25 protein-coding genes and 1 pseudogene are annotated in these 26,672 nt (G+C 69.5%); 6 read left to right on the top strand and 20 right to left on the bottom strand.

The features are described from left to right. Positions 1-216 precede the first annotated feature (216 nt). On the bottom strand, positions 217-1,503 hold the full coding sequence (gene aceA / locus CKW28_RS02790; RefSeq protein WP_003926580.1) for an isocitrate lyase: 1,287 nt from the start codon (positions 1,501-1,503) through the stop codon (positions 217-219). A 274-nt stretch (positions 1,504-1,777) separates the two neighbouring features. After that, complete coding sequence (locus CKW28_RS02785) at positions 1,778-2,626, bottom strand: acyl-[acyl-carrier-protein] thioesterase (RefSeq protein WP_003926581.1); 849 nt, start codon at positions 2,624-2,626, stop codon at positions 1,778-1,780. A gap of 118 nt (positions 2,627-2,744) precedes the next feature. Here CKW28_RS02785 and ramB point away from each other — a divergent pair, with 118 nt between their 5' ends. Both ramB and CKW28_RS02775 read left to right on the top strand, forming a co-directional pair. Further along, on the top strand, positions 2,745-4,172 hold the full coding sequence (gene ramB, locus CKW28_RS02780; protein WP_003926582.1) for an acetate metabolism transcriptional regulator RamB: 1,428 nt from the start codon (positions 2,745-2,747) through the stop codon (positions 4,170-4,172). 18 nt (positions 4,173-4,190) lie between these two features. After that, positions 4,191-4,739, top strand: coding sequence for a carboxymuconolactone decarboxylase family protein (locus CKW28_RS02775; RefSeq protein WP_003926583.1), 549 nt, complete (start codon positions 4,191-4,193; stop codon positions 4,737-4,739). Positions 4,740-5,412: 673 nt separating this feature from the next. Here CKW28_RS02775 and CKW28_RS02770 read toward each other — a convergent pair. The 11 genes and pseudogenes from CKW28_RS02770 to adh all read right to left on the bottom strand — a co-directional run bounded on the left by CKW28_RS02770 (position 5,413) and on the right by adh (position 14,873). Next, the gene (locus CKW28_RS02770; RefSeq protein WP_003926584.1) at positions 5,413-5,682 is read right to left on the bottom strand and encodes a hypothetical protein; all 270 of its coding nucleotides are present in this window, start codon (positions 5,680-5,682) and stop codon (positions 5,413-5,415) included. Beyond that, positions 5,679-7,079, bottom strand: coding sequence for a dihydrolipoyl dehydrogenase (lpdA, locus tag CKW28_RS02765; RefSeq protein ID WP_003926585.1), 1,401 nt, complete (start codon positions 7,077-7,079; stop codon positions 5,679-5,681). Before lpdA ends, CKW28_RS02770 begins: the two co-directional genes overlap by 4 nt. A 45-nt stretch (positions 7,080-7,124) precedes the next feature. After that, a pseudogene (locus CKW28_RS02760) lies at positions 7,125-7,658 on the bottom strand (ABC transporter ATP-binding protein); the annotation flags it as partial. Positions 7,659-7,726: 68 nt separating this feature from the next. Then, positions 7,727-8,404, bottom strand: coding sequence for an ATP-binding cassette domain-containing protein (locus CKW28_RS02755; RefSeq protein WP_435406118.1), 678 nt, complete (start codon positions 8,402-8,404; stop codon positions 7,727-7,729). A gap of 92 nt (positions 8,405-8,496) precedes the next feature. Beyond that, positions 8,497-9,339, bottom strand: a complete 843-nt coding sequence (locus tag CKW28_RS02750) for an ABC transporter permease (protein ID WP_003926588.1) — start codon at positions 9,337-9,339, stop codon at positions 8,497-8,499. Further along, positions 9,336-10,385 (bottom strand): ABC transporter permease, encoded by a 1,050-nt coding sequence (locus CKW28_RS02745; RefSeq protein ID WP_081475569.1) that lies wholly within the window; start codon positions 10,383-10,385, stop codon positions 9,336-9,338. The genes CKW28_RS02750 and CKW28_RS02745 overlap by 4 nt, the downstream gene beginning before the upstream one ends. After that, positions 10,373-11,941, bottom strand: coding sequence for an ABC transporter substrate-binding protein (locus CKW28_RS02740; protein WP_003926590.1), 1,569 nt, complete (start codon positions 11,939-11,941; stop codon positions 10,373-10,375). The genes CKW28_RS02745 and CKW28_RS02740 overlap by 13 nt, the downstream gene beginning before the upstream one ends. 33 nt (positions 11,942-11,974) lie before the next feature. After that, on the bottom strand, positions 11,975-12,526 hold the full coding sequence (locus CKW28_RS02735; RefSeq protein ID WP_003926591.1) for a hypothetical protein: 552 nt from the start codon (positions 12,524-12,526) through the stop codon (positions 11,975-11,977). Continuing rightward, on the bottom strand, positions 12,519-12,797 hold the full coding sequence (locus tag CKW28_RS02730) for a putative holin (protein ID WP_040547251.1): 279 nt from the start codon (positions 12,795-12,797) through the stop codon (positions 12,519-12,521). Before CKW28_RS02730 ends, CKW28_RS02735 begins: the two co-directional genes overlap by 8 nt. Positions 12,798-12,852: 55 nt before the next feature. Then, on the bottom strand, positions 12,853-13,272 hold the full coding sequence (locus CKW28_RS02725) for a DUF779 domain-containing protein (protein ID WP_040547737.1): 420 nt from the start codon (positions 13,270-13,272) through the stop codon (positions 12,853-12,855). A 77-nt stretch (positions 13,273-13,349) separates the two neighbouring features. Continuing rightward, a complete protein-coding gene (gene adh / locus CKW28_RS02720; RefSeq protein ID WP_003926594.1) occupies positions 13,350-14,873 on the bottom strand; it encodes an aldehyde dehydrogenase in 1,524 nt (507 codons plus the stop codon). Between the two features lie 61 nt (positions 14,874-14,934). Here adh and CKW28_RS02715 point away from each other — a divergent pair, with 61 nt between their 5' ends. Continuing rightward, complete coding sequence (locus CKW28_RS02715; RefSeq protein ID WP_003926595.1) at positions 14,935-16,980, top strand: prolyl oligopeptidase family serine peptidase; 2,046 nt, start codon at positions 14,935-14,937, stop codon at positions 16,978-16,980. A gap of 32 nt (positions 16,981-17,012) precedes the next feature. After that, positions 17,013-17,675: a class I SAM-dependent methyltransferase gene (locus CKW28_RS02710; RefSeq protein ID WP_003926596.1), complete on the top strand. Its 663-nt coding sequence runs from the start codon at positions 17,013-17,015 to the stop codon at positions 17,673-17,675. Positions 17,676-17,944: 269 nt separating this feature from the next. Here CKW28_RS02710 and CKW28_RS02705 read toward each other — a convergent pair whose 3' ends face one another. Genes CKW28_RS02705 through CKW28_RS02690 form a run of 4 tightly spaced genes read right to left on the bottom strand, consistent with a single transcriptional unit; the run spans position 17,945 to position 21,324 of the window. Then, a complete protein-coding gene (locus CKW28_RS02705) occupies positions 17,945-18,796 on the bottom strand; it encodes a hypothetical protein (RefSeq protein WP_003926597.1) in 852 nt (283 codons plus the stop codon). A gap of 17 nt (positions 18,797-18,813) precedes the next feature. After that, positions 18,814-20,331 (bottom strand): aldehyde dehydrogenase family protein, encoded by a 1,518-nt coding sequence (locus tag CKW28_RS02700; RefSeq protein ID WP_003926598.1) that lies wholly within the window; start codon positions 20,329-20,331, stop codon positions 18,814-18,816. Between the two features lie 58 nt (positions 20,332-20,389). Beyond that, complete coding sequence (locus CKW28_RS02695) at positions 20,390-20,908, bottom strand: mycothiol transferase (RefSeq protein ID WP_003926599.1); 519 nt, start codon at positions 20,906-20,908, stop codon at positions 20,390-20,392. A 26-nt stretch (positions 20,909-20,934) separates the two neighbouring features. Next, positions 20,935-21,324, bottom strand: a complete 390-nt coding sequence (locus tag CKW28_RS02690) for a VOC family protein (RefSeq protein ID WP_003926600.1) — start codon at positions 21,322-21,324, stop codon at positions 20,935-20,937. Between the two features lie 35 nt (positions 21,325-21,359). Between CKW28_RS02690 and CKW28_RS02685 the strand changes: the two genes are divergently transcribed. Further along, complete coding sequence (locus CKW28_RS02685; RefSeq protein WP_003926601.1) at positions 21,360-23,102, top strand: N-acyl-D-amino-acid deacylase family protein; 1,743 nt, start codon at positions 21,360-21,362, stop codon at positions 23,100-23,102. Beyond that, complete coding sequence (locus tag CKW28_RS02680; protein WP_003926602.1) at positions 23,099-23,476, top strand: hypothetical protein; 378 nt, start codon at positions 23,099-23,101, stop codon at positions 23,474-23,476. Before CKW28_RS02685 ends, CKW28_RS02680 begins: the two co-directional genes overlap by 4 nt. Here the strand turns inward: CKW28_RS02680 and cobU are convergent. The 3 genes from cobU to CKW28_RS02665 are packed head-to-tail and all read right to left on the bottom strand — an operon-like array spanning position 23,463 to position 26,649. Next, on the bottom strand, positions 23,463-24,842 hold the full coding sequence (cobU, locus tag CKW28_RS02675; RefSeq protein ID WP_040547739.1) for a bifunctional adenosylcobinamide kinase/adenosylcobinamide-phosphate guanylyltransferase: 1,380 nt from the start codon (positions 24,840-24,842) through the stop codon (positions 23,463-23,465). The genes CKW28_RS02680 and cobU overlap by 14 nt on opposite strands. Positions 24,843-24,865: 23 nt before the next feature. Further along, a complete protein-coding gene (locus CKW28_RS02670; RefSeq protein WP_003926604.1) occupies positions 24,866-25,669 on the bottom strand; it encodes an ABC transporter ATP-binding protein in 804 nt (267 codons plus the stop codon). Next, positions 25,666-26,649: a FecCD family ABC transporter permease gene (locus CKW28_RS02665; RefSeq protein WP_003926605.1), complete on the bottom strand. Its 984-nt coding sequence runs from the start codon at positions 26,647-26,649 to the stop codon at positions 25,666-25,668. Before CKW28_RS02665 ends, CKW28_RS02670 begins: the two co-directional genes overlap by 4 nt. Positions 26,650-26,672: the final 23 nt, after the last annotated feature.

The following is a 26,672-nucleotide window of genomic DNA, read 5'->3' as shown; positions in this document are numbered from 1 at the left end:
GCTCTTTCCTATCAGATGCCGCACCCGGCCAGCCAAATGCCAAACGCACGGTTGCCGCCCCGTCGCCGAGATCGTCGGCAGACGTGGTGGGCGACAACCGTGCGCGTGGTGTGTCGGGAACTCACGGCCCCGGGGGGCCGCGCCTCGTCACCGGGTCAGCGGCCGGTGACAGGGTCTACGGTCCACTTCCTCTCGCGGCCTCAGGACCGCGCGTCGTCAGTGGAACTGGTCCTCCTCGGTGGAACCCTTCAGCGCGGTGGTCGAGCTGTTCGGGTCCACCGTGGTCGCGATCCGGTCGAAGTAGCCGGCGCCGACCTCACGCTGGTGCTTGGTGGCGGTGTAACCCCGCTCCTCGGCGGCGAACTCGCGCTCCTGCAGGTCGACGTAGGCGGTCATCTGGTTGCGGGCGTAGCCGTAGGCCAGATCGAACATCGAGTAGTTCAGCGCGTGGAAGCCGGCCAGCGTGATGAACTGGAACTTGTAGCCCATCGCGCCGAGCTCCTTCTGGAAGCGGGCGATGGTCGCGTCGTCCAGGTGCTTGCGCCAGTTGAACGACGGCGAGCAGTTGTAGGCCAGCATCTGGTCGGGGAACTCGGCCTTGACGGCTTCGGCGAAGCGCTTGGCCAGCTCCAGATCCGGGGTGCCGGTCTCCATCCAGATCAGATCGGCGTACGGCGCATAGGCCTTGGCGCGCGCGATGCACGGCTCGATGCCGTTCTGCACCCGGTAGAAGCCCTCCTTGGTCCGCTCACCGGTGATGAACGGCCGGTCCCGCTCGTCGACGTCGGAGGTGATCAGGGTGGCCGCCTCGGCGTCGGTGCGGGCGATGATCACGGTCGGCACGTCGGCGACGTCGGCCGCCAGCCGGGCGGCGGTCAGGGTGCGGATGTGCTGCTGGGTCGGGATCAGCACCTTGCCGCCGAGGTGGCCGCACTTCTTCTCGGAGGCCAGCTGGTCCTCCCAGTGCGAGCCGGCGACACCGGCGGTGATCATGGCCTTCTGCAGTTCGTAGACGTTGAGCGCACCGCCGAACCCGGCCTCACCGTCGGCGACGATCGGCACCAGCCAGTTCTCCACCGAGGTGTCACCCTCGACCTTGGCGATCTGGTCGGCACGCATCAGCGCGTTGTTGATGCGACGCACCACCTGCGGCACCGAGTTGGCCGGATACAGGCTCTGGTCGGGATAGGTGTGGCCGGACAGGTTGGCGTCACCGGCGACCTGCCAGCCGGACAGGTAGATGGCCTTCAGCCCGGCCCGGACCTGCTGCACGGCCTGGTTACCGGTCAGCGCGCCCAGCGCGTTGACGAACTCCATGTCGTGGAGCTGGTTCCAGAGGATCTCGGCGCCGCGGCGGGCCAGGGTGTGCTCCTCCACCACGGTGCCCTGGAGGGCCACGACATCCTCGGCGGTGTAGTCACGCTTGACGTTCTTCCACCGGGGGTTGGTCTCCCAGTCCTTCTTGATCTGTTCGGCAGATCTCGGCGTGCCCACGTTCGACATGGCATCCCTCCTTCGCCCGGGTCGTTGCGCCGGAACCAGGCTTCATAGCCTTGTTAACGGCGCCCCGCCTTAACTGATGTGTTAACCCGACCTTTACATACCGCATAGCCGCAGGTCCAGCCGCATTTCTTGCCAATTTCGGCGAAGCGAGCCCGCGATTTTGCAAATTTTGCGAAGACAATTCTTCCGAGCGGCTTTGATAGCTACTGGCCAGTAACACATTTCCGCAGGTCAGCACGTGTCCGCGGAGAGATCGTGACGGGCCCGGATCGGGTCAGAGCGCGAACACCGCGGCGACGGCCTTCACCTCGTCGCCGACGGCGTATGTGAGCGTTGTAACAGTGCGATCCATCAGTTCCGGACCGAACTGATCCGTGGAATTCGGCGGATGACGGTGGGTGATGATCTCGAGTTTGTCACCCAGTGCGACCGGCGAATTGTGTTCGATGGCGGCCCGCAGCGGCGCGCGCAACAACTCCGGCTGGGTGAACAGGTAGTCCTCGATGACGCTCCAGTACACCGAGTTGTTCATGTGGTCGAACAGGTCGATGTCGCTGGCCCGGACCGGGAACTCCTGGATCTGCACCGCGTCCTCGCGGGCGCCGGGCCGCAGGTAGGACTGCCAGCGCAGCCGGTCCACCGACGTGGTGCGGCGCAGCCCGGCGATGAAGTCGTCGGAGATGCGGGCCGGGCCCTGGGTCTCGCGGTTGATGTTGATCCAGAACGCCTCGGACTCCATCAGGCCGCCCTTGCGCCCGTCGATGCGCACCCGCATCTCGCACCACCGGTTGGAGGTACCCGAACACCACCGGCGCAGCCGCAGCATGTCCTGGAACTCGATCGGCCTGATCAGGTCGATCATCGTGCGGCGCACGATCCACAGCGGGTGGGTCTCCTCGTAGCCCAGTTCGCGCAGCTGATCCTGGCCGATGTCCTGGATGTGGCGGCACGCCGCATCGAACCGCAGCCGGCCGGTCCGGTCGATGTCGGCGACGCGCAGCGGCCATTGCCGGTCGAAGACGTCGGGATGGGGATCGGGCACCGGCATCAGCGCCTTGCCCAGGCCGGTGCGCGCCGGACCGGTCACCGGCCCGGCCGCAAACTTCTCTGTGCTCTCGGCCATCCCTACATCCCCCTCGTTTGCCTGCGCGCGATCATGCCAGCCACCGCGTCAAACCTCCAAGGAGTTGATCTTGCAAATACTGCGAAGTTCGAATTCGCACCATTGTTAGGGTTGGGCCGTGGCCAAGACGTACGTCGGATCGAGGGTGCGGCAGCTGCGCAACGAGCGCGGCTACAGTCAGGCGGCCCTGGCCGAGATGCTCGGCATCTCCCCCAGCTACCTCAACCAGATCGAGCACGATGTGCGGCCGCTGACGGTTCCGGTGCTGCTGCGCATCACCGACCTGTTCGGGGTGGACGCCACCTTCTTCGCGCCCGAGGACAACACCCGGTTGATCGCCGAGTTGCGCGAGGTCACCCTGGACCGGGACCTCGACATCAATGTCGACATGACCGAGATCGCCGACATGGTCAGCGCCCATCCGGAGCTGGCCCGCGCGATGGTCAATCTGCATCAGCGCTACCGGCGCACCACCACCCAGCTGGCGGCCGCCACCGAGGATCGGTATCACGACAGCAGCGGCTTCGGTTCCGGGTCCGGTTCGATCACCATGCCGCACGAGGAGGTGCGGGACTACTTCTACCAACGGCAGAACTACCTGCACGAACTCGACACCGCCGCCGAGGATCTCACCATCCGGATGGGCATGACCCGCACCGAGTTGGCCCGGCAGTTGGCCGACCGGCTGACGATGGTGCACGGTGTGCACATCGTGCGGCGGGTGGACATGCCGGAGACCGTGCTGCACCGCTACGACCCGGAGACCAGGACGCTGGAGCTGAACAACCAGCTGTCGTCGGGGCAGCAGGTGTTCAAGATGGCCGCCGAGCTGGGCTATCTGGAGTTCGGCGACCTCATCGACAAGCTGGTCGACGAGGGGCATTTCACCAGCGACGAGTCCCGCAAGCTGGCCCGGCTGGGGCTGGCCAACTACTTCGCCGCGGCGACGGTGCTGCCCTACCGGCAGTTCCACGGGGTGACCGAGAACTTCCGGTACGACATCGAACGGTTGTCGGCGTTCTACCGGGTCTCCTACGAGACCATCTGCCACCGGCTGTCCACCCTGCAGCGGCCGTCCATGCGTGGCGTCCCGTTCTCGTTCGTCCGGGTGGACCGGGCCGGCAACATGTCGAAGCGCCAGTCCGCCAGTGGTTTTCACTTCTCCTCCAGCGGAGGTACCTGCCCGCTGTGGAACGTCTACGAGACGTTCGCCTATCCGGGCAAGATCATGGTCCAGATCGCCGAGATGCCCGACGGGCGCAAGTACCTGTGGGTCGCGCGCACGGTGGAGCGGCGCGCCTCCCGCTATGGTCAACCGGGGAAGACCTTCGCGATCGGGTTGGGGTGCGAGCTACGGCACGCACACCGGCTGGTCTACTCGGAGGGCCTGGACTTGTCGGGCGAGAACGCCAGCCCCATCGGCGTGGGATGCCGGGTCTGCGAACGGGACAACTGTCCGCAGCGGGCCTTCCCCGCCCTGGGCCGGGCGCTGGACCTCGACGAGCATCGCAGTACGGTGTCGCCGTATCTGGTGCGCCGGCCGTGACGACTGGAACGGGGAGAGATGACCGCGACCGTACCGCCCCGCATCCCGCCGGGTGGATTCCGTGAACTCGGCCCGATCAACTGGGTGATCGCCAAGCTCGGCGCCCGGGGGATCCGCGCGCCACGGTTCAGCCTGTTCAACGTGCTGGGTCAGCATCCGTTGCTGTTCTGGACCTGGCTGCCGTACTCCGGCTACCTGCTCTACGCCGGCAAACTGTCCCGCCAGGACGCCGAGGTGGTCATTCTGCGGGTCGGGCAGCTGCGCGACTGCGAATACGAGCTGCAGCAGCACCGCCGCCTGGCCCGCAGCCGCGGTGTCGGGCCGGAGTTGCAGGCCAAGATCTTCGAGGGCCCCGACGCCGAGGGCCTCACCGAACGGCAGCGGGCGCTGATCGCCGCCACCGATGAGTTCGTGCTGAACCGGTCGGTCTCATCGGAGACCTGGGTGCGGCTGGCCCGCCAGCTCAACCGCAAACAGCTCATCGAGTTCTGCACGCTGGCAGGGCAATACGATGCGCTGGCCGCGACCATCGCCACACTGCGGATTCCGCTGGACTTTCCGGACTAGTCCTTCGCCCACAGTTCACCCCGGTATCCGACCGTGCGCTGGCTACGGCGACAGTGCGCCGGCCGCGGCGACAGTGCGCCGGCCGCGACGAGAGTGCGCCGGCCGCGGCGATAGTGCGCCGGCCGCGACGAGAGTGCGCCAGCCGCGACGACACGCCGCGAATCCCGTCGTGGACACACAATCACCGCGCTCACCACACACTCAAAGCAGACGTCGCACACTCACGTTCACACGACGATGCGGCCGACGTCGAGGGTGCACACGTCGCACCGAGAGCGCGCTGGCTACGGCGACAGTGCGCCGGCCGCGGCGAGAGTGCACTCACCGCGGCGAGAGTGCGCCGGCCGCGACGACACGCCGCGAATCCCGTCGTGGACACACGATCACCGCGCTCACCACACACTCAAAGCAGACGTCGCACACTCGCGGTCACACGACGATGCGGCCGACGTCGAGGGTGCACACGTCGCACCGAGAGCGCGCTGGCTACGGCGACAGTGCGCCGGCCGCGGCGAGAGTGCACTCACCGCGGCGACAGTGCGCCGGCCGCGACGACAGTGCGCCGGCCGCGACGACACACCGCGAATCCCGTCGTGGACACACGATCACCGCGCTCACCACACACTCAAAGCAGACGTCGCACACTCAAAGCAGACGTCGCACACTCATCCGGTCACAGATAGGTGGCGGCGAGCACGGACAGCGTGAACAGCACCGGCAGCACCGGCAGGCTCCACAGAAACGCCGCCCACACGTGTGACCGTTGCCGATACCGTCGCAGCCCCAGCCAGATCGCGGCGGCGGCCGTCACCGCGGTGACGGCGGCGATCACCAGTACCCAGGTGTTCACCCGGGACGAGCCCATGGCCAGCGAGATCGCCACCAGCCACAGGGTGTGCCCGAGCAGCAGCCCGCCGATTCCGGCGAGAACGGTGTTTCTCAAAAGTTGATCATGTGGCCGACCAGACCGTGGAAGCACTCCTGCATCGCCTCCGACAGGGTCGGGTGCGTGTGGACGTTGCGGGCCAGCTCGTGCGCGGTCAGATCCCATTTCTGCGCCAGGGTCAGCTCGGGCAGCAGCTCGGAGACATCATGGCCCACCATGTGGCCGCCGAGCAGTTCGCCGTACTTGGCGTCGGCGATCAACTTGACGAAGCCGCTCGGAGCGCCCATGCCGTGCGCCTTGCCGTTCGCGGTGAACGGGAACTTGGCGACCTTGACGTCGTAGCCCTCTTCACGCGCCTGCTCCTCGGTGAGCCCGAAGCTGGCCACCTGCGGCTGGCAGAACGTGGCGCGCGGCATCATCCGGTAGTCGCCGAGCGGCAAAGTCTCCACACCGGCGATGGTCTCGGCGGCCACCACCCCCATCGCCTCGGCCACATGCGCCAGTTGCAGTTTCGCGGTGACGTCGCCGATGGCGTAGATGTGGGGCACGCTGGTGCGCATGTAATCGTCGATCGCGATGGCCTGCCGGTCGTCGAGCCGCACACCCGCACGGTCCAGACCGTAACCGTCGACGTTGGGGGCGAACCCGATGGCCTGCAACACCTTGTCGGCCTTGAGCTCGCTGCTCTCGCCGTCCTTGCTGACCTTCACGACGACCGAGCCGCCGGCCCCGTTGTCGGTGATGGACTCGACCTTGGTGCCGGTGTGGATCTTCACCCCGAGCTTCTTGAACTGCTTCTCGATCTCCCTGGAGACCTCGGGGTCCTCGTTGGGCAGCACCCGCGGCAGGAACTCGACCACGGTGACGTCGACCCCGTAGTTGGCCATGATGTAGCCGAACTCCATGCCGATCGCGCCGGCGCCGGCGATGACGATCGAGCCGGGCAGCTCGCGCGTCATGATCAGCTTCTCGTAGGTGACGACGTTCTCCGACAGCGACGTCCCGGGCACCAGCTTGGTGCTGCTGCCGGTCGCGATGATGGCGTTGTCGAAGGTCACCTGCTCGGTGCCGCCCTCGTTGAGCTCGACCTCGATCGTGTGGGCGTCGGTGAACCGGCCGTACCCGTGGATCTCGGTGATCTTGTTCTTCTTCATCAGGAAGTGCACACCGGAGACCCGGCCGTCGGCCACCTTGCGGCTGCGGTCGAACGCCGCCCCGTAGTCGAACGTCACCTCGCCCTGGATGCCGAAGAGCTTGGCATCGCGGGTGAAGATGCTCGCCAGTTCGGCATTGCGCAGCAACGCCTTCGACGGGATGCAGCCGACGTTGAGGCACACCCCACCCCAGTACCGGGGTTCGATGATGGCGGTCTTCTGTCCGAGCTGTGCGGCACGGATCGCCGCGACGTAACCGCCGGGACCTGCACCGAGAACGACGACGTCATAGTGGCTCACGGCCTCCACCCTAACGGCTGACCCCGCCGTTCGAGCATGGAGTATCTACAGCGACATCAGGTGCCGGCTGAGCCCGGCGAGCACCGTGTCGTCGTGGCTGACCACCGCCAGCGCGGTGTGTTCGGCCAGCTCGTCGAGCAGCGCGACGATGTCGGTGGTGGCGATCGGGTCCAGCATCGCGGTCGGCTCGTCGCACAGCAGGAAGACCGGTTGCTGCACCAGGATGCGCGCCAGGCAGGCGCGCTGCAGCTGACCGTCGCTGACCTGCGCCGGGTTCCGGTCCAGCAGGTCGGGGGTCAACCCGACCCGGGCGGCGACGGCGGCGGGATCGATCCGCTCCCCGCGGATGGCGGCGGGTTCGGCGATGATCCGGCGCAACGTCCAGCGCGGATTGCACACCAGCCGCGGATGCTGGGCCAGCAGCGCGACCGATCCGGGCGCGGGTACCGGCGCCCCGTCGTATCGCACGGTGCCGGTGTCCGGTCGGTGCAGGCCGGCCAGCACCCGCAGCAGCGTGGTCTTGCCGCAGCCGGACGGACCGGTGATGCCCAGCACCTCGCCGGTGCGCACGGTGACGCTGATGTCGTCGAGCACCCGGTGGCCGTCGAACGTCACCGTCAGGTTGTCCGCGGCCAGGTCGTGCACGGTCACAGCACCGCCGGGCTGAAGAACCGGCCGACGTACCCGTCGGTGCGGGTGGACATCACGTCGAGTGGCTCCTGCGCGACGACGGTGCCGGCCCGCATCAACGCCACCTCCGCGCATACCTGCGCCCGCATCAGGGCCGGCAGATCATGGGTGATCACCAGCACCCCGGCGCCCTCGGCGGCGGCCTCACCGAGCAGCCGCCACACCATCGCCGCGTTGTCGGGGTCCAGCCCGGTGGTGGGCTCGTCGGCCAGCAGCAGTCCGGGCCGACCGGCGAGCGCGGCGGCGATCGCGACCCGCTGCGCCATCCCGCCGGACAGTTCGTGCGGGTAGCGGGCCGCCACGTCGGCGGTGAGGCCGACCGTCGCCAACAGCTGGATCGGGGTGCGGTCGGCGCGCAGGCGGTGACACACCTCGGCCAGCTGATCACCCACCGGGCGCACCGGGGTGAACGACGTCGCGGCGGACTGCGGCACCAGACCGATGTGCCGGCCCCGCAGCCGCCGCCACCGCTTTTCGTCGTGGTGGGCGATGTCGGCGCCGGCGATCGTGATCCGCCCGGTGACCCGCGATCCGGGCGGTAGCAGCCCGCACAGGGCCGCGGCGACCAGCGACTTCCCGCAGCCGGACTCGCCGATCAGCGCGGTCACCTCTCCGGCCCGCACCCGCAGGTCCACCCCGGTCAGGGTGCGCACCACCGGTGCGCGGCGCCCCGGACGGGTGGCGATGTCGACGGTGAGGTCGGTCAGCCGGGCGGCCGTCGGCACGTTCACCACACCCTCCCGGCCGGTGGTTCGGTGCGGCGCCGCAGCGCGGTGCCGGCCGCCGCGAACGCCAGCGCGGCGGCGATCAGCGCCCCGGCCGGCACCGCCAGCGTCCACCAGGCCCCGGTCAGCACATCACCGCGGGCCTGCCCGAGCAGCGTGCCGAGGCTGGCCCGGTCCGGCGACAGCCCCACCCCCAGGAACGACAGGGTGGATTCGTGCCAGACCGCGTGCGGCAGCAGCATGACCATGGCGATCAGGGCCTGTCCGGTGACCGCGGGCAGCAGGTGCCGGCGGGCGATGAACCAGTGCGAGGCGCCGGCGAGTCGGGCAGTCTGCACCCAGCCGGCCCGGACCACGGCGAGCAGTTCGGCCCGCACGATCCGCGCGATGGCCGGCCAGTGGGTCAGCGCGATCGAGGCGATGATCGCCAGCGGCGCACCGCGCCACATGGCCGCGATGACGATGCCCACCACCAGGTGCGGCAGCGCGTTGACACCGTCCACCACCCGCATCACCACCGCGTCCACCCATCCGCCGATCAGCGCGGCGCCCACCCCGATGACCAGGCCGAGCAGCGTGGCCGCGACGGCGCACAGCGTGGCGATCACCAGCGAGATCTGCAGCCCCTGCGCGGTACGGGTCAGCAGGTCGTAGCCCGAATGGTCGGTTCCGGCGAGGTGTTCCGCGCTGGGCGGGCGCAACGCCGCGGAGAAGTCGGCGATCTGCTCACCGGCGACGGCGGGAATGATCAGCGCCGCCCCGGTGAGGGTGGCGATGACGAGCCACGGCCAGTGTGTCGCCACCCGATCGGACCGGCGGGCAGTGTCCGGGGCGATGATGCTCATGCCGTCAACTCGATCCGGGGATCGATCAGCACCGCCGCCGCGTCCGACAGCGCCGAACCCATCAGCACCGCCAGCACCGCGCCCACCGTCAGCGCGGCGAGCAGCGGAAAGTCAAGTGCCGCTGCGGAGTCCACCAGGGCAGCAGCCATTCCGGGCCAGCCGAACACGGCCTCGACCACCGCCGCGCCGGCGATCAGTTCCGGCAGCCGGGTGCCCAGCAACGCCAACGTCGGCAACACGGCCACCGGGGCGATGTGGCCGCGCAGCAAGGGCCAGCCGTCGATGCCGCGGGCCCGCGCCCCGCGCACCGCGTCGGAGGCGGCCGCCTCCACCACCGCGGTGCGGGTGGTCAGCAGCAGCCACGGCAGTTGGGAGACGGTCAACGCGGTCAACGGGAGCACCGCATGGGTGAGCACACCCGGCACCGTGTACTCGGCGCCCGGCGGTGCGGCGCCGGAGACCGGCAGCCAGCGCAGACCGACCGCCACCCCGGCGACCAGCGCCAGCGAGACGACGAACGGCGGCACCGCGGCGAACACCACCGCCAAGGTGCTGCTCAGCCGGTCGAGCAACCCGCCGCGACGCATCCCCGCCGCACACCCCACGAGTACGGCGAGGACGGCCGCGGTGATCAGCGCGGCCGCCGAGAGTCCCAGGGTGAACGGCATCCGCTCGGCCAGCACGGTGGTGACCGGCCGCCCCTGGGTGCTCGACCAGCCGAGGTCCCCGTGCATCACACCGCTCAGCCACTGCCACCAGGCCTGCCACCACGGCTGCCCGGTCTGGTAGGCGGCCCGCATGGCCTCGCGTTGCGCCTCGTCGGCGAACTGGTAGTTGGCGCCCAGCCGCGCCACCAGCGGGTCGAACGGTGACAGCGCGGCCACCCAGAACATCGCCAGCGAGACCGCCGCGGTCACCGGAACGGTGATTCCCGCCCGGATCACCAGCAACCGGCCGGCAGCCGAAAGGCGTTGACGGCCCGGGTTTCTCGTTCCTGACGGCGGCGGAGCGGTGACGGGCCGGGGCGGTGCGGTCAGCGTGTCCATGCGCCGATCCGCCACCAGGGACCCCACGTCACGCCGTGGGAGTGCGGTTCCAGAATCGGCTGCACCGGATCCCAGCCCCGGTCCCGCGAGCCGTAGGTGTGATCCAGAAAGACCAGGAAGACGTGTGACGGTTCGGCCGCGTAGACCTCCTGGATCCGGCGGTACAGGTCGTCTTTCTCGGGCCCGCCGGGTAATTCGCGGGCCCGGTCGAGCAGCTCGTCGAGGCCGGGTGCGGTGAAGTTGCCGGGGTTGGCGTACGGCGACGAGCCGGGCACCCGGGTGTGCAGGGTGTCGTACACCTGGGCGTCGATGCTGTACGGGGTGCTGCCGCCGCCGAGCAGGATCGCCGAATCTGCGGTGCGGGTTTCGATCTCGTCCCAGCTGGTGCCGCGGGTGCGCACGTCGATCCCGAGCGGGCGCATCGCGGTGGCGAACGCGACCGCCAGATCGCGGCGCAGCGTGTCCGCGGCGTTGTACAGCAGTTCGAAAGAGGCTCGGGCGCCGTCCTTCTCCCGGATGCCGTCCGGTCCGACCCGCCAGCCCGCGGTGTCCAGGACGGTGGCGGCCCGCTCCGGTGCGTGATCGAACTGGGCGTCGGGATGGTAGGCGGGGCCGTAGACGGTGGCGATCGGTGTGCCGGCCGGCCGGCCGTAGCCGTCGAGCACATCGCGGATGATCGCGTCCCGGTCGACGGCGAGGTTCATCGCCAGCCTGGCTCTGGGGTCGGCGGTGAAGGCGTTGCGGGCCGGGAGTGCGACGCCGCGCCAGTCCGCGGACTGCACGGCGATGGCGTCGATGTCGTCGCGGTCGATGGAGCTGATGAGTTTGGGTGGCAGGCTGACCCCGTCCACCTCGCCGGCGAGGATGCGTTGCGCCCGGACGTTGTCGTCGGGGGTGTGGGTGTAGACGATCCGCCGGACCTGCGCGGGCTCGCCCCAGTAGTCGTCGCGGGCCACCAGGACCGCCTGATCGGGCCGCAGGCTCTCCAGCCGGTACGGTCCGGTGCCGACCGGTTCGGTGTTGAGCTTCCAGTTCGCGGCCGGTTTCGACTCAACCCGCTCCGCCGGGGCGATGCCGACCAGCAGGTAGGGCTTGGGGTCGGCGTCGGTGTGCATGTCGACGACGACGGCGTCCTCCCCGTCGGCGCGGACCTGCGCCACCGGGGCAACGTGGGTGGCGATATCCGAGGCGACCTCGGGGTTGCGCACCGCCGTGTAGGTCGCCACCACGTCGGCGGCGTCGAACGGGGTGCCGTCGGAGAAGACGACGTCGGTGCGGAGTGGGATCCGCCAGCGCCGCGGGCCCAGTTGTTCTGGTTCGCCGGCGGCCAGCGCAGGGACGAGGTCGGGGACGGTGTCGTCGGAATCGGCCTCCGGGCGGAACAGCGCCTCGTAGAGCGGCGACACCCCGGCCTCACCGTATCCGCTCACCGGGTTGTAGCCGCCGAGTTCCTGCGCCTCGGCCAGCACGATCTGCCCCTCGTGCTCGGGTGCCGCCGTACAGCCGGCGATCAGCAGCAGCGCCGCCGCGGCGACCGGTAGCGCCCAGATTCTCATCTGTCTATCTGAACAGATGAACGGCTGTTGGCGCTAGGGATTGAGCCAATTGAAGTAGTAGGCGCCGTGCAGGGCCGCCGCGGCCATCGTCGACGCGAACGGCGCGGACATCAGCGCGATCGCCAGACCCGACACCACCGGTTTCGTCTGCACCATCGCGAGCAGCATCCCGGCCACGGTGCTGACCATAAGGTAGATCAACAGCGTCGCCACGGTCGGCGTCTTGTCCAGCGAGACGTACCACCAGTGGTAGAGCCCCAGCCCGCCGGCGGCGGCGACGGTCCACACCCCGGCGACCACCAGCGCGAACACCCACCGCTTGAGGAACTGATAGGACCCCGGCACCACCATCGGGCGCGCCGGCGCCGGAATCGGCTCGGAGGGCAGCTCACCGATCGGCACATCACCGGTCTGCGGTGAGTCGGTGGCCGGTTCGAACTCCGCGGCCAACGGTTTGACCGGGTCGGCCTCCCACACCCGGGCCGGGTCGTCGGGCTGGACGGCGGTGAAGGAGCCGGTGTCGAACACCGGGGTGTACTGGCCGGTGGGCTCTCCGGGCAGGGTTTCCGAACGTCGGTCAGGCACTGTTGACCACCTCGATCAGCACGAGGACTCCGAGCCACCCCGGCGCGATCGCCAGGATGAAGGCGCCCAGCGCGGTCATCCACCGCTGCGTGGAACTGATGATCATGAGCATGCCGAGCGCGCTGGGCACACCGACCACCAGCGCGATCACGATGTCGGGCCGGATGGTGGCGGTCACCAGCAGGGTGGCGGCGACAGCCCCGATCATGCCGACGGCGGTGCCGACGAGCATCGCCGCGGTGAGCACCCATGCGCGTGGCAGTGGTATCACACGTCGACGATAACGCGGCCCGCCTCACGAACGTGGTACCCGCGCCGGGGGCCGCTCACCGCTCGACTCCGGGCGTCCGCCCGGCACCCGCGCAGTCGGCGCCGGTGAGCACGCGTCGATCGGCCAGCAGCCGGATCTCCCGTTCGTCGAACGCCCGCCCGCGGGTCAGGAACCGCACCCCTTCGGGCGCTTCCAGGCTGAATCCGGCGCCGCGGCCGGGCACGACGTCGATGATCAGCTGGGTGTGCCGCCAGGCGTCGAACTGCGGCCCGGAGATCCACACCGGGGTCTGCTCGACGACGCCCAGCAGCACGTCGCGGTCGCCGACGAGGAACTCGCCCTCCGGGAAGCACATCGGTAACGACCCGTCGCAGCAGCCGCCGGACTGGTGGAACATCAGCGGGCCGTGCCGGGCGCGCAGCCGGCGCACCAGCTCCGCGGCGGCGCCGGTGATGTCCACCCGTGGCGGCGGCACCTCCTTTTCCTCGCGATTTCGGCGTGCCCGCGGTCGCTGAGCGAACGTTTCCACGCCGAAATCGCCGTCGGGGCCCATCAGAAGAAGCCCTGCGCCTTGGTGCTGTAGGACACCAGCAGGTTCTTGGTCTGCTGATAGTGGTCGAGCATCATCGTGTGGTTCTCCCGGCCGATGCCGGACTGCTTGTAGCCGCCGAATGCGGCGTGCGCCGGGTAGACGTGGTAGCAGTTCGTCCACACCCGGCCGGCCTTGATGTCCCGGCCGGCCCGGTACGCGGTGTTGCCGTCGCGGCTCCAGACACCTGCGCCCAGCCCGTACAGCGTGTCGTTGGCGATGCGGATCGCGTCGTCGTAGTCGGTGAAGCTGGTGACGGCGACGACCGGGCCGAAGATCTCCTCCTGGAAGATGCGCATCGAGTTGTCGCCGGTGAAGATGGTCGGCTGCACGTAGTAGCCGCCGGAGAGGTCCCCGCCCAGTTCGGCGCGTTCACCGCCGGTGACGACGGTGGCGCCCTCGGATCTGCCGATGTCGATGTAGGACAGGATCTTCTCCAACTGGTCGTTGGAGGCCTGCGCGCCGACCATGGTCTCGGTGTCGAGCGGGTCGCCCTGCCGCACCGCCTTGGTGCGGATGGTCGCCAGTTCCAGGAATTCGTCGTAGATGTCGGCCTGGATCAGGCTGCGCGACGGGCAGGTGCACACCTCGCCCTGGTTGAGGGCGAACATCGTGAAGCCCTCCAGCGCCTTGTCGCAGAAGTCGTCGCTCGCCGCCATCACGTCGGCGAAGAAGATGTTGGGGCTCTTGCCGCCGAGTTCCAGGGTGACCGGGATCAGGTTCTGGCTGGCGTACTGCATGATCAGCCGGCCGGTGGTGGTCTCACCGGTGAACGCGATCTTGGCGATGCGGTTGCTCGACGCGAGCGGTTTGCCGGCTTCGACGCCGAAACCGTTGACGACGTTGACCACCCCGGGCGGCAGCAGGTCCCCGATCAGGCTCATCAGGTACATCACCGACGCCGGGGTCTGTTCGGCGGGCTTGAGCACGACGGCGTTGCCGGCCGCCAACGCCGGGGCGAGTTTCCAGGTGGCCATCAGGATCGGGAAGTTCCACGGGATGATCTGGCCGACGACGCCGAGCGGTTCGTGGAAGTGGTAGGCCACCGTGTCGTCGTCGATCTGCGACAACGAACCCTCCTGGGCCCGGATCGCCCCGGCGAAATACCGGAAATGGTCGACGGCCAGCGGGATGTCGGCGTTGAGGGTTTCCCGGATGGGTTTGCCGTTGTCCCACGACTCGGCCAACGCGATCGATTCCAGGTTGGCCTCGATACGGTCGGCGATCCTGTTGAGGATCAGCGCCCGCTCGGCGGGCGCGGTCTTGCCCCAGGCCGGTGCCGCCGCGTGCGCGGCGTCCAGCGCCTTGTCGATGTCGGCCTCGGTGGAGCGCGCCACCTCGCAGAACGGCTGCCCGGTCACCGGGGACGGGTTCTCGAAGTACTCGCCGCCGACCGGGGCGACCCATTCACCACCGATGAAGTTGTCGTAGCGCGACTCGAAGGACATCAACGCGTCCGCGGACCCTGGGCGGGCGTAGACAGTCATGATCGACTCCCCTCGACTGTGTTACACCGGTCACATTACGCGCGCCCGCCACAATGGTGGCGTGGACGATGAGCGCGCACGCGAACAGCATCTGGATTCCGACCCGTACCTGTGGCTCGAGGACATCACCGGTGACGACGCACTGGAGTGGGTGCGCCGGCACAACGAACCGACACTCGCCGAATTCGGTGGCGACCGCTTCGAACAGATGCGTGCCGAGGCGCTCGAGGTCCTCGACACCGACGCCCGCATCCCGTATGTGCGCCGCCGGGGCGAGTACCTGTACAACTTCTGGCGGGACGCGGACAACCCGCGCGGATTGTGGCGGCGCACCACCCTGGACAGTTACCGGCAGGAGTCACCGGACTGGGAGGTGCTCATCGATGTCGACGAGCTCGCCCGCGCCGACGACGAGAACTGGGTGTGGGCCGGAGCCACCGTCATCGAACCGGACTTCTCCCTGGCGCTGATCGAGTTGTCGCGCGGCGGGGCCGACGCCACCGTCGTGCGCGAATTCGACATGGTGACAAAGCAGTTCGTCAAAGACGGTTTCGAACTTCCGGAAGCCAAGACCACGATCGCCTGGCAGGATCGCGACACCGTGCTGGTGGGCACCGACTTCGGGCCCGGATCACTGACCGAGTCCGGCTATCCACGGATCGCCAAGCGGTGGCGCCGCGGCCGGCCGCTCGAAGAGGCCGAGACGATATTCGAGGGCGAGGTCACCGACGTCAGCGTCAGCGCCGGGTATGACGCGACCCCCGGTTACGAGCGGTTGGTGGTGGGCCGGTCGATCGACTTCTTCAACCGGCGACGCTTCGAGTTGCGCGACGGTGAGCTGATCGAGATCAAGGTCCCCACCGACGCCGGAGTCTCGGTGCACCGGGACTGGCTGCTGATCAGGTTGCGCAGCGAGTGGACGGTGGGTTCGACGACCTATCCGGCCGGATGCCTGCTCGCCGCCCGGTATGACGATTACCTCGCCGGCACCGCCGATCTGGCCGTGGTGTTCGAGCCCGACCCGCACACCAGCCTGGAGACTTTCGCCTGGACCCGGGACCGACTGGTGATGATCAGCCTGGTCGATGTGGTGAGCCGGGTCGAGGTGGTGACGCCGGGCAGCTGGGAGCGGACGCAGGTCGCCGGAATCCCGCCGAACACCAATACGATGCTGGTGGACGCCGATGAATTCGGTGACGAGATCTTCCTGGACTCCAGCGGTTTCGACACACCGTCGCGGTTGTTGTGGGGCCGCGCCGGAGGCGAGATCACCGAGATCAAGCGGGCACCCTCGTTCTTCGACACCGCCGATCTGGCGGTCAGCCAGCACTTCGCCATCTCCGACGACGGCACTCGAATTCCGTATTTCGTTGTCGGACAGCGTCATAAGAAAATCCCCGGACCCACTCTGCTCAGCGGATACGGCGGTTTCGAGGTGTCCAACACCCCGAGCTATTCCGGGGTGCTGGGTCGGCTGTGGTTGTCCCGCGGCGGAACCTATGTGTTGGCCAACATCCGCGGCGGTGGCGAGTACGGACCGACCTGGCACACCCAGGCGATGCGGGAGAACCGCCACCTGGTGTACGAGGATTTCGCCGCGGTGGCAAGGGATCTGGTGGAGCGCGGCGTCACCACCGTCGAACAGCTCGGGGCGCAGGGCGGCAGCAACGGTGGCCTGCTGATGGGCGTGATGTTGACCCGCTATCCGGAGTTGTTCGGGGCGTTGGTGTGCAGCGTTCCACTGCTGGACATGCGACGGTTCCACCTGCTGCTGGCCGGCGCCTCATGGGTGGCCGAGTACGGCGACCCCGACAATCCCGACGACTGGGAGTTCATCTCCGAATACTCGCCCTATCACAATATTTCGACCGATCGGTCGTATCCGCCGATTCTGATCACCACGTCCACCCGTGACGACCGGGTGCACCCCGGGCACGCCCGCAAGATGACCGCCGCGCTGGAGGAAGCCGGGCACCGCGTGCACTACTACGAGAACATCGAGGGTGGACATGCCGGTGCCGCCGACAATGCGCAGACCGCGTTCCGCGCGGCGCTGATCTACGAGTTCCTGCACCGCACCGTCGGCGCCGCCCCGGCGGACGGTTGACCTCGGCGGCCGCGCGACGTCAGGGTGGGACCATGGCGGATGTCGCAGCGAACTGGGCGGGGCGGGGCGGCAGGTTCGCCGGCGGGTTGTACGACTTCGGGGTCGAACGGGAGGTGCTCGCGCGGCCAGCCGGGCTCCTGATGTGGGGCACCGACACCCGGCTGCTGTTCGACAGCATCCGCCGCATCGGTGACCTGCCGGACGGCACGGCGGTGCTGGACATCCCCTGCGGCGGCGGGCTGGCACTGCGCGGGCTGCGGCACGGCCGGCGACTGCGGTACGTCGCCGCCGACATCTCGGCCGACATGCTCGCGCGGGCACAGCGCAGAGCGGCGACGCTGGGACGCACCGATGTCCGGTTCGTCGTGGCCGATATCGAACGGATGCCGTTCGGCGACGGCGAATTCGACTGCTGCGTGACGTTCAACGGATTGCACTGTGTACCCGACCCGGCGGCCGCCGTCGCCGAGATCGCGCGCTGTGTGAAACCCGGCGGCCGGCTGATCGGTGATGCGGTGGTGCGCGGTGCGGGACGGCGCCAGGACGCGTTGATCGCCGTGTTCCGGCGGGCGGGCGTCTTCGGTCCCGGCGGCACCACCGACGAGCTACAGGGCTGGCTGACCCGGGCGGGATTCGAGGTCGAGGACTTCCGGCGGTCCGGTGCCGTTGCGCACTTCACCGCGGTGCGGAGCTGAGCGGACGGACGGCCGGAACGAATTGGTGCCGTCTCCACCCCAGGAGCGCCGGTAGCGTCCAGCGAAGCAGGAGGACGCCCGATGGACTGTTGCCCCTCTCCTGCTGCGCTGCCGGGCCGTCGCCCTCGGTACTGCCGACGGCAACCAGCCCCTGAGCCCGGTGCTTTCGGGGGTGAGTGGGCTGGCGAAGCAGTTCACGGGTGGTGGCGAAATGACGAGATCTATGCGCTGAAGCTTCCGATGGACGATGACGACGGCTGACCCCGGCGTTAGACGCGGTCACCGCGCAGCACCGCGCCCAGCATGGCGACGACCACCCCCAGCAGCACCAGAGCACCGCCTGCGGCCAGAGTCAGATTGAGCCAGTGATGCAGGCTGTCCACGGCCTGGCCGACCATCACCTCGGCCACCTGGCGTACCCCGGTTTCGGTGCGGTTCAACGCCTCATCGATGCGGCCGCGCAGCACCTCCACCGCCGCCCAGCCGGTGCCGCCCACCAGTAGCGCCGAAACGCCGAGCGCGGCAACGGCTTTACCCCGGGCACGCGCCGCGGCGACGGTGAGCATCGCCAGCATCGTGGTCAGCGTGGCGGCGGCGATGGTGACCCACGGCCCCCAGGTGGCCACCGTCGCCAACCGGCCGGGCCGCAGCGAATCGGTCGGGACCGTGATCGGCACCAGCAACGTGTCCGGAACCTCGAGGTCGAGATCGCCGGCGGTGTCGCGGAACGACGGATCGGACAACATCGGGGCGATGTCGATCAGCCACTGATCGGTCGACTCCCCCTGCGGTGTCGAACGGGTGAACATCCACCGGTGCGCGATCCGGTTGGCCTGGGCGAACTGGGCGGGGAAGCCGGGATTGCCGGTGTAGGCCCGGGCGACGTCACCGACCATGCTCCGGTTGAGCCGATAGCCGCGGTCGGCAGCCCAGGCGGTGAACTGATCCGCCAGCTCGTCGGCCATCGCCTCCTGCAACACCGGATCCCGCGCGGCCGCGGCCGCCAGGTCGGAGTAGCCGTGCTCGTCGACGATGTGGTGCTGCGCCCACAGCGCCGGGATCGTCGCAGCGAGGGCGACGGTGGTGACGAGCCACAACAACAGCGTCGTCAGGAACCGCACCCGTGCAGCGTACTGACCTACTTGGCCAGCCGCCGCGGACGGACCAGCGCCATCCTGGTCAGCAGCTTGTTCATCATGCCGAGCGACTTGAACGAGTTGTTGTAGTAGGTGCCGCCGGCGCCGATGCCGGTGCGCGGCTCCACCACGGTCTCGACGCGGCAGTACTTGCGCAGCCCCTCGGGCCCACCGAAGCGAGCCCCGATGCCCGAGGTCTTCCAGCCGCCCATCGGTGCGGTGGTGGCCATCAGGTTGGAGATGACGTCGTTGATGTTGACCGCACCGCAATCCAGCTGCAGTGCGATCTCGCGGGCCCGCTCGACGTCCTGGGAGAACACCGACCCGGACAGGCCGTACGGGGTGTCGTTGGCCAGCCGGACCGCCTCGGCCACGCTGGAGACCTTCATGATCGGCAGGGTCGGGCCGAAGGTCTCCTCGGTCATGCACATCATCGAATGGTCGACGTCGACCAGCACGGTGGGCTCGTAGAAGCAGCCCGGCCCGTCCTTGCGCCGGCCCCCGGTCAGCACCTTCGCGCCGCGGGCCACCGCATCGGCGACGTGCCGTTCGGTCACCGCGAGCTGGCTCTCGTCGATCAGCGCCCCGAAGTGCCGGCCCTCACCGGCCCCGACCTCGAGCTTCTCCACCGCACGGACCACCGCCGCGACGAACTGCTCGTAGACGGGTGCGAGGACGTAGACCCGCTCCACCGACACACACGTCTGTCCGGCGTTGAACATCGCCCCCCACACCGCGGCGTTGGCGGCCAGTTCGATGTCGGCGTCCTCGAGCACGATCATCGGATCCTTGCCGCCCAGCTCCAGGCTCACCGGGGTGAGCCGCCGGGCGGCACGTTCCATCACCTTGATGCCGGTGGCGGTGGAGCCGGTGAACTGGATGAAATCGGCGTTGTCGACGACCGCCTCGGACACCTCGCGGGCCCCCTGCGCCAGGGCGAACACCTCGGGCGCACCCGATTCCAGCCAGCCGCGCAGCAGCAACTCGGCGGTCAGCGGGGTGCGTTCGGACGGTTTGAGCAGCACCGCACATCCGGCGGCGAGCGCGCCTATCGCGTCCATCAGCGCATTGGCCACCGGATAGTTCCACGGGGCGATCACGCCGACCACTGGACGGGGCCGGTGGTGCACGGTGATCTTCTTGATCTTCAGCAGCGGCATGGACGCGGGCCGGGTCTCCGGTGCCAGCGCCTTCTCCATCGTCTTGATGTAGTAGGAGGTGATCATCAGGATCAGCGGCACCTCCTGGGCGGCGTCCACCGCGGATTTGCCCGTTTCGGCGATCAGCAGCCGCTCGATCTCGTCGCGGTGCTCGCCGAGCCACACCGCGTAGCGGGCCAGGACCTTCGCCCGGCCCTTGGGGCCCCGCGCCTCCCAGTGGCGCTGCGCCTCGCGCAGTCCGGCGGTGATGCGGGGTACGTCGGCTGGATCCGTCCAGCGGACCTCACCGGCGACGCCCCCGGTCGCCGGATTGCGGATGGTGGCGGTTTCGGTGGCGTCGACGCCGGATGTCGCGGTCATGGTTCCATGCTAACCATCGGTGTGACGCAGGTCGCAGCTGGGTTTGACACCCGTCAAATCAGCTGGCTATGCCCCGGATGTAGGCGGCCTGACCGAGGTGTTGCGCGCAGTCGTCGATGATGCTGACCAGCCGCACCCCGGCGGTCACCGGCGGGTTCCAGTTCCGGTCGACGACCCGGTCGAGTTCCTCGACGGTCAGCGACGCGAGGTACTCCAACGTCACCTTGTAGACCGCGTGGTAGTAGCCGGCCAGCAGATCGGCCGACGCCCGGACCCGCCCGACGGCGTCGGCGTCGTGGCCGTAGCCGGTGTCGTCGAGCGGCAGGTCGAGGCCGAACCGGTCCACCCAGCCGTCGCGCGTCCACACCTGTTCGATCCCGGCGATCGCGCACAGCTGGGCGTCGTGGATCCGGGCGCTGTGCCAGATCAGCCAGGCGATGCTGTTGGCCGATGCGGTCGGCCGGAACAGCGCCAACTCGTCGGTCAGCTCGTCGGTGAGGTTCTCGACGTGCTCCATCTGCCGGGTGAACAGGTCGCGCAGCAGCTCACGGGCCGCCTGCGCATCGCGATCAGCCATGGTTCGACGCTACCCGGCCACGGCCGTCAATCCTGTGGAGTTGCGCCGTGAAAAACCGCTTCGACGTTGTTGCCGTCCGGATCGCGCACGAACGCGCCGTAGTAGCCCGGGTGGTACTCGGGCCACAGCCGGGGCTCGTGCAGCGGTTCGGCCCCCAGCGCCAGCGCGGTGCGGTAGAACGCCTGCACCGACGCCTCGTCGTCCGCCCGGAACGCCACGTGCACCTCGCGGTTGGGTCCGGTCACGTCGCCCGCGGACGCGTCGGCGATCCAGAACGAGGGTCTGCCGTCGCGGCCGTAGCCGATCGCGACCTCGTAGTCGAGCTGCCGGGTGTAGCCCAGCACCCCGAGCACCTTGTCGTAGAACTCGGTGGACTTCGCGAAGTCGGCGCAGTTGATTCCCAGGTGGTCGATCACACCGCCATCCTAGGAATTCGTCGTAGATTCGGCGTATGACTTTCGATCTGGTCATCCGCAACGGCACGATCGTCGACGGTCTCGGCGGGGAGCCCTTCACCGGCGACGTCGCGGTCGCCGACGGTGTCATCGTCGCGGTCGGCACGGCCGACGGTTCCGGGCGCCGGGAGATCGACGCCACCGGTCTGCTCGTCACCCCCGGCTTCATCGACCTGCACACCCACTACGACGGGCAGTCGATCTGGTCGGACCGGTTGAATCCGTCGTCGGCGCACGGGGTGACCACCGCGCTGATGGGCAATTGCGGTGTCGGTTTCGCGCCCTGCCGCCCCGAGGATCACGACGTGCTGGTCGATGTGATGGCCGGGGTGGAGGACATCCCCGGCGTGGTGATGGCCGAGGGGCTGCCGTGGACCTGGGAGACCTTCCCGCAGTATCTCGACGCGGTGGCGTCCCGCCCCCGCGACATCGATGTGGCCGCGTATCTGCCGCACTCCCCGCTACGGGTGTACGTGATGGGCCGGCGCGGGGTGGACCGGGAGCCCGCCACTCCCGACGATCTGGAGCGGATGCGGGCGCTGGCCGCCGAGGCCGTCGCCGCCGGTGCGCTGGGCTTCGCCTCCTCGCGGTTCGCCCTGCACAAGACCGAGAGCGGGTCGCCGATCCCCACCTACGACGCCGCCCAGGAGGAGATCGCCGCGATCGCCCGCGGGGTGGCCGACGCCGGCGGGGGCCTGTTGCAGTTCGTGCCGGACATCCCGGCCGGCGGCTACGAGTCGGTGCTGCGTCAGGTCTTCGAGGTGGGTGCTGAAACCGGTCTGCCCGTGACGTTCTCGCTGCTGACCGGGAACGCCGGGGAACCGACCTGGCCGCAGGCGCTGAACCTGGTGGAGAAGTTCAACGCGGCCGCGGGCGGGGCGGCGCCGGCGGTGACGGCCCAGGTGTTCCCGCGCCCCATCGGGATGGTGATGAGCCTGGAGCTGTCGGCCAACCCGTTCGTCATGTATCCCAGCTACCGGGAGATCGCCGGCCTGCCATTGCCGCAGCAGGTCGCCGAGATGCGTAAACCCGAAGTGCGCGAACGCATTCTGAATGACAAGCCGGCCGGTGACGGGCATCCGCTGTTCTTCATGACCCAGGCCTGGGACTGGATCTACCCGTTGGGTGAGCAGCCCGACTACGAACCGGACGCCTCGACCAGCATCGCGGCCCGGGCGCGGGCGCGTGGGGTCAGCCCACTGGAGGAGGCGTATGACCGGTTGCTCGACGACGACGGGCACGCCATGTTGCTGATCGCCATGGGCAATTACGAGAACAACTCCCTGGACACCGTCGGGCAGTGGATGCGCCGCGACGACGTGGTACTCGGGCTCGGCGACGGCGGCGCCCACTACGGGATGATCTGCGACGCAAGCTATCCCACCTTCCTGCTGGCTCACTGGGCGCGGGACCGCGCATCCGGCCGGCTGACCGTCGCCGAAGCGGTGCGCGCGCTGACCTCGGTGCCGGCCCGGGTGGCCGGTTTCGGGGATCGCGGCCGGATCGCGGTGGGCTACAAGGCCGATCTGAATGTCATCGACCATGCGGCGCTGCGGTTGCATCGACCGGTGATCCTGCACGACCTTCCGTCCGGTGGCCGCCGGCTCGATCAGCGGGCCGACGGGTACGTCGCCACCGTGGTGTCGGGGCACATCATCGCCGAGAACGGGGTGCCGACCGACGCCCGGCCGGGCACGCTGGTGCGCGGCCGTCAACCCGCCCCGAAGGTGGCGGGATGAGCGGCGTGGACCTGCCCCGGCTCGCCGAGGCGCTGGCCGATTTCGATCAGGCCTTCCTGATCACCGTGGGCGACGGCCCCGCACCGCACACGGTGGCCGTCGAACCCGCCCTGGTCGACGGGGTGTTCGAGATCGGTGAGGTCGGCGGCCGCACCAGCGCCAACGTCGACCGGCACCCCGATGTCACGCTGCTCTGGCCGCCCCGCGAGACCGGCGGATACGCCCTTCTGGTCGACGGCACAGCCGAACCCGGCGGCGACGGCCGGCTGCGGATCATCCCGGCCAAGGCGCTGCTGCACCGCCGGGCCGTCCCCGGCTCCGCCGCGGCCGAGAGCGGTTGCCTGCACGACTGTGTGGTGTTCAAGGCGAGCTGAGGTCCGCGCGCGGTAACGGCACCGGGACACCGGCGACCATCAGCACGACCCGGTCGCTGACCGCGGCGATGCGCATGTTCAGCACGCCGAGCAGATCGCGGAACAACCGTCCGGCGGCGGTGTCCGGAACGACTCCGCTGCCGACCTCATTGCTCACCGCGACCGCCGGCACCGCACACCGCCGCCACGCCGCCACCAGGTCGTCGATGTCGTCGTCGATGTCACTGTGCACGGCGTCGAGCTCCCCGCGATCCCATCCGCGGTGCCGGTCGATCCGGCCCGTCAGCCAGGTCCCCAGGCAGTCCACCAGCACCGGCGTGGTCGCGGCACGCAGTTCCGCCGCGGCTTCGGTTGTTTCGACAGTCCGCCAGGTCGCCGGGCGCCGCGCCCGGTGCCGGCGCACCCGCTCGGCCCATTCGGTGTCATCGGGATCGCTGCTGCCGGTGGCCACATAGGTCACCCGTGGCTGACCGGCGAGCAGCGATTCGGCGTACACCGACTTGCCCGACCGCACCCCGCCGAGCACCAGGGTGCGGGTCGCCCCGACGGGGCGGGTCGAGCCGCCGAGCCGCACGACCTCGCCATCGCGTCCCGGCCGGGCGCCGCTGGCGGCCAGGGCCTGCGCCAGCTCGTCACCGGGCGGATTGTGATGACTGAGGTGCACCGCGATGATCTCGGTGTCCCGGTGCACCGCACCGGATCCGCGCATCCGGGCCACCGTGGCGGCGAAGGCCGGCAGATCGTGGTGATCGGTGCCGTGATCCGTGTGCGGGCCGAAGGTCTGGTCCAGGAACACCGCGTCGTATCGGGCGCCGGCGATCGCGGCGTGGGTGGGGTCGGGCAGCGGTCCGGTATCGGTGGCCCACAGCATCCGGGTTCCGGCGCGGGCGATGTCGTAGAGCACGGCGGCACCGCCGAGGGCGTCGGTGTGCGCGGCCGCCAGCACCCGTACCGTGTGGCCGGTGTCGGACAGAATCAGTTCGTCACCGGGAGCCACATCGTGGAACACCACCGGATCGTCGGGGCCCACCCAGTCGCGGCACCGCGACACCACCGCGGCCGGCCCGTGGACCTGCAGGGGTTCCGTACGGCCGGCCCAGTGCCGCATCAGCAGCGCGGCGGGATCGAGATGGTCGAAGTCTGCGTGGGTGCACAGGATGTGCCGCACCCCGGCCAGGGTGCGTCCGTAACGCAGTGCGCCGCGCGGTGTCTCGGGTCCGCAGTCGATCAGCACGGCACCGTCGACGAGCGCGGCGGTCTGCCCGCGGATCTCACCGACCGCCGACGCCCACCGGCACGACCGGCAGCCGCAGAACGGGTTGGGCCAGCCGTCGGCGCTGCCGGTGCCCAACAGCACCACCTCCATGCCGCCGCCCGGGTCCCCGCCGGTCACGAGACACCCCGATCGCGGACCGGCAGCACCGCGACGCCGCCGTTGCGGTCGATGACCTCCACCCGTGCCTGATACACCTGCGCGATCCGCTCGACGGTCAGCACCTCGGCCGGAGTGCCGTCGGCCACCACCCGTCCGGCCGCGAGCATCACCATCCGCTCGGCGTACTGCCCGGCCAGCGTGAGGTCGTGCATGGCGGCGACGACGGTGATGCGCTCGGTGCGGCGCAGCGTGTCGACCAGTTCGAGCACCTGCTGTTGATGGCCGACGTCCAGCGCGCTGGTGGGCTCGTCGAGGATCAGCACCGACGGTCGTTGCGCCAGCGCGCGGGCCAGCATCACCCGCTGCAGTTCGCCGCCGGACAATTCGGTAACCAACCGGTCGGCGACCGGCTGCAGGTCGAGCCGGACGATGGCCTCGCGCACCACCTGCCGGTCGGCGGCCGACGGCATCGCGAACGGCCGTAGATGCGGGGTGCGGCCGAGCATGACCAGTTCGGCGACCCGCACCCCGTCCGGAACGGTGGGCCGTTGCGGCATCAACGCGATCGCCGCGGCGACCTGCCGGCGCCGTTGGGCCTGCGGGTCGAGCCCGGCGACCCGCACCCTCCCGGTCAGCCGGGTGTCGCCGCCACCCGGCAGCAACCCGGCCAGCACATGCAGCAGGGTGGTCTTGCCGGCACCGTTGGGTCCGACGATGCTGACCCATTCTCCCTGCCGCACAACGAGATCGACGCCCTCGAGCACGGTGGCGCCGCGACGTGCCACGGTGAGCCCGGTGCACGTCACCGCGGCCGTCACGACATTCTCCTGCTGCGCCGCAACACCACCAGGAAGAACGGTGCGCCGATCGCCGCGGTCACCACACCGATCGGCAACTCGGCCGGCGCCAGCGCCCACCGGGCCAGCACATCGGCCAGCATCAGGAACGCCGCACCGCACAGCACCGACAGCGGCAGCAGCAGCCGGTGGCCGGGTCCCACCAGCAGCCGCACGGCGTGCGGCACCACGATCCCGACGAAGCCGATCAGGCCGCTGACGCTGACCACCGCGGCGGTGCCCAGGGTGGCGACGGCGACCAGCAGCAGCCGCACCCGCCGCGGATCCACACCGAGGCTGGCGGCCTCCAGATCCCCGACCGCCATCACATCGAGGATCCGGCTGAACAACAGCAGCACCCCGATCGTCACCACCACATAGGGCAGCGCGACCGCGACCTCGGTCCAGCCGTTGGTGCCGAGCCGGCCGAGCAGCCAGCTGTACACCTGTCGCATGGTGTCGTCGTAGCGCTGTTGCAGGAAGGTCTGCCCGGCGTTGGCGAATGCGGCGACGGCGACCCCGGCGAGGATGATGACCACCTCGGTGCGGCCGCCGCCCACCCCGCGTCCCAGCAGGTAGGTGGCCGTCACCGCCGCGACACCGCCGATGAACGCGGCCGCCGGAACCGCGAAAACGCTTGCCGAGGCGCCGAATACGATCACCGCGGTGGCGCCCAGCCCGGCGCCGCTGGACACCCCCAGCAGGTAGGGGTCGGCCAGCGGATTGCGGAACACGCCCTGATAGGCGGCCCCGGCCACCGCCAGCGTGGCGCCGACCAGCGCCCCGAGCACCACCCGCGGCAACCGGATCTGCCACAGCACCGCGTGCTGGGCGGCGGTCAGCCCGTGGTCGACGTCGACACCGGGCAGCGCGTCGAGCAGCGCCCCCAGCACCCCGCGGGCGGGCAGATCGGCGGGTCCGACCAGAATCGCGAGCGCGGCCGCGCCGAACACGCCGAGCACCGCCGCGGCGGTGGCCCAGCGGC

The organism is Mycolicibacterium thermoresistibile, assembly GCF_900187065.1.
In the GTDB taxonomy this organism is placed as follows: Bacteria; Actinomycetota; Actinomycetes; order Mycobacteriales; family Mycobacteriaceae; genus Mycobacterium; species Mycobacterium thermoresistibile.
The sequence above is the reverse complement of the archived record's forward strand: the minus strand, read 5'-3'. Positions and strand labels throughout refer to the sequence as shown.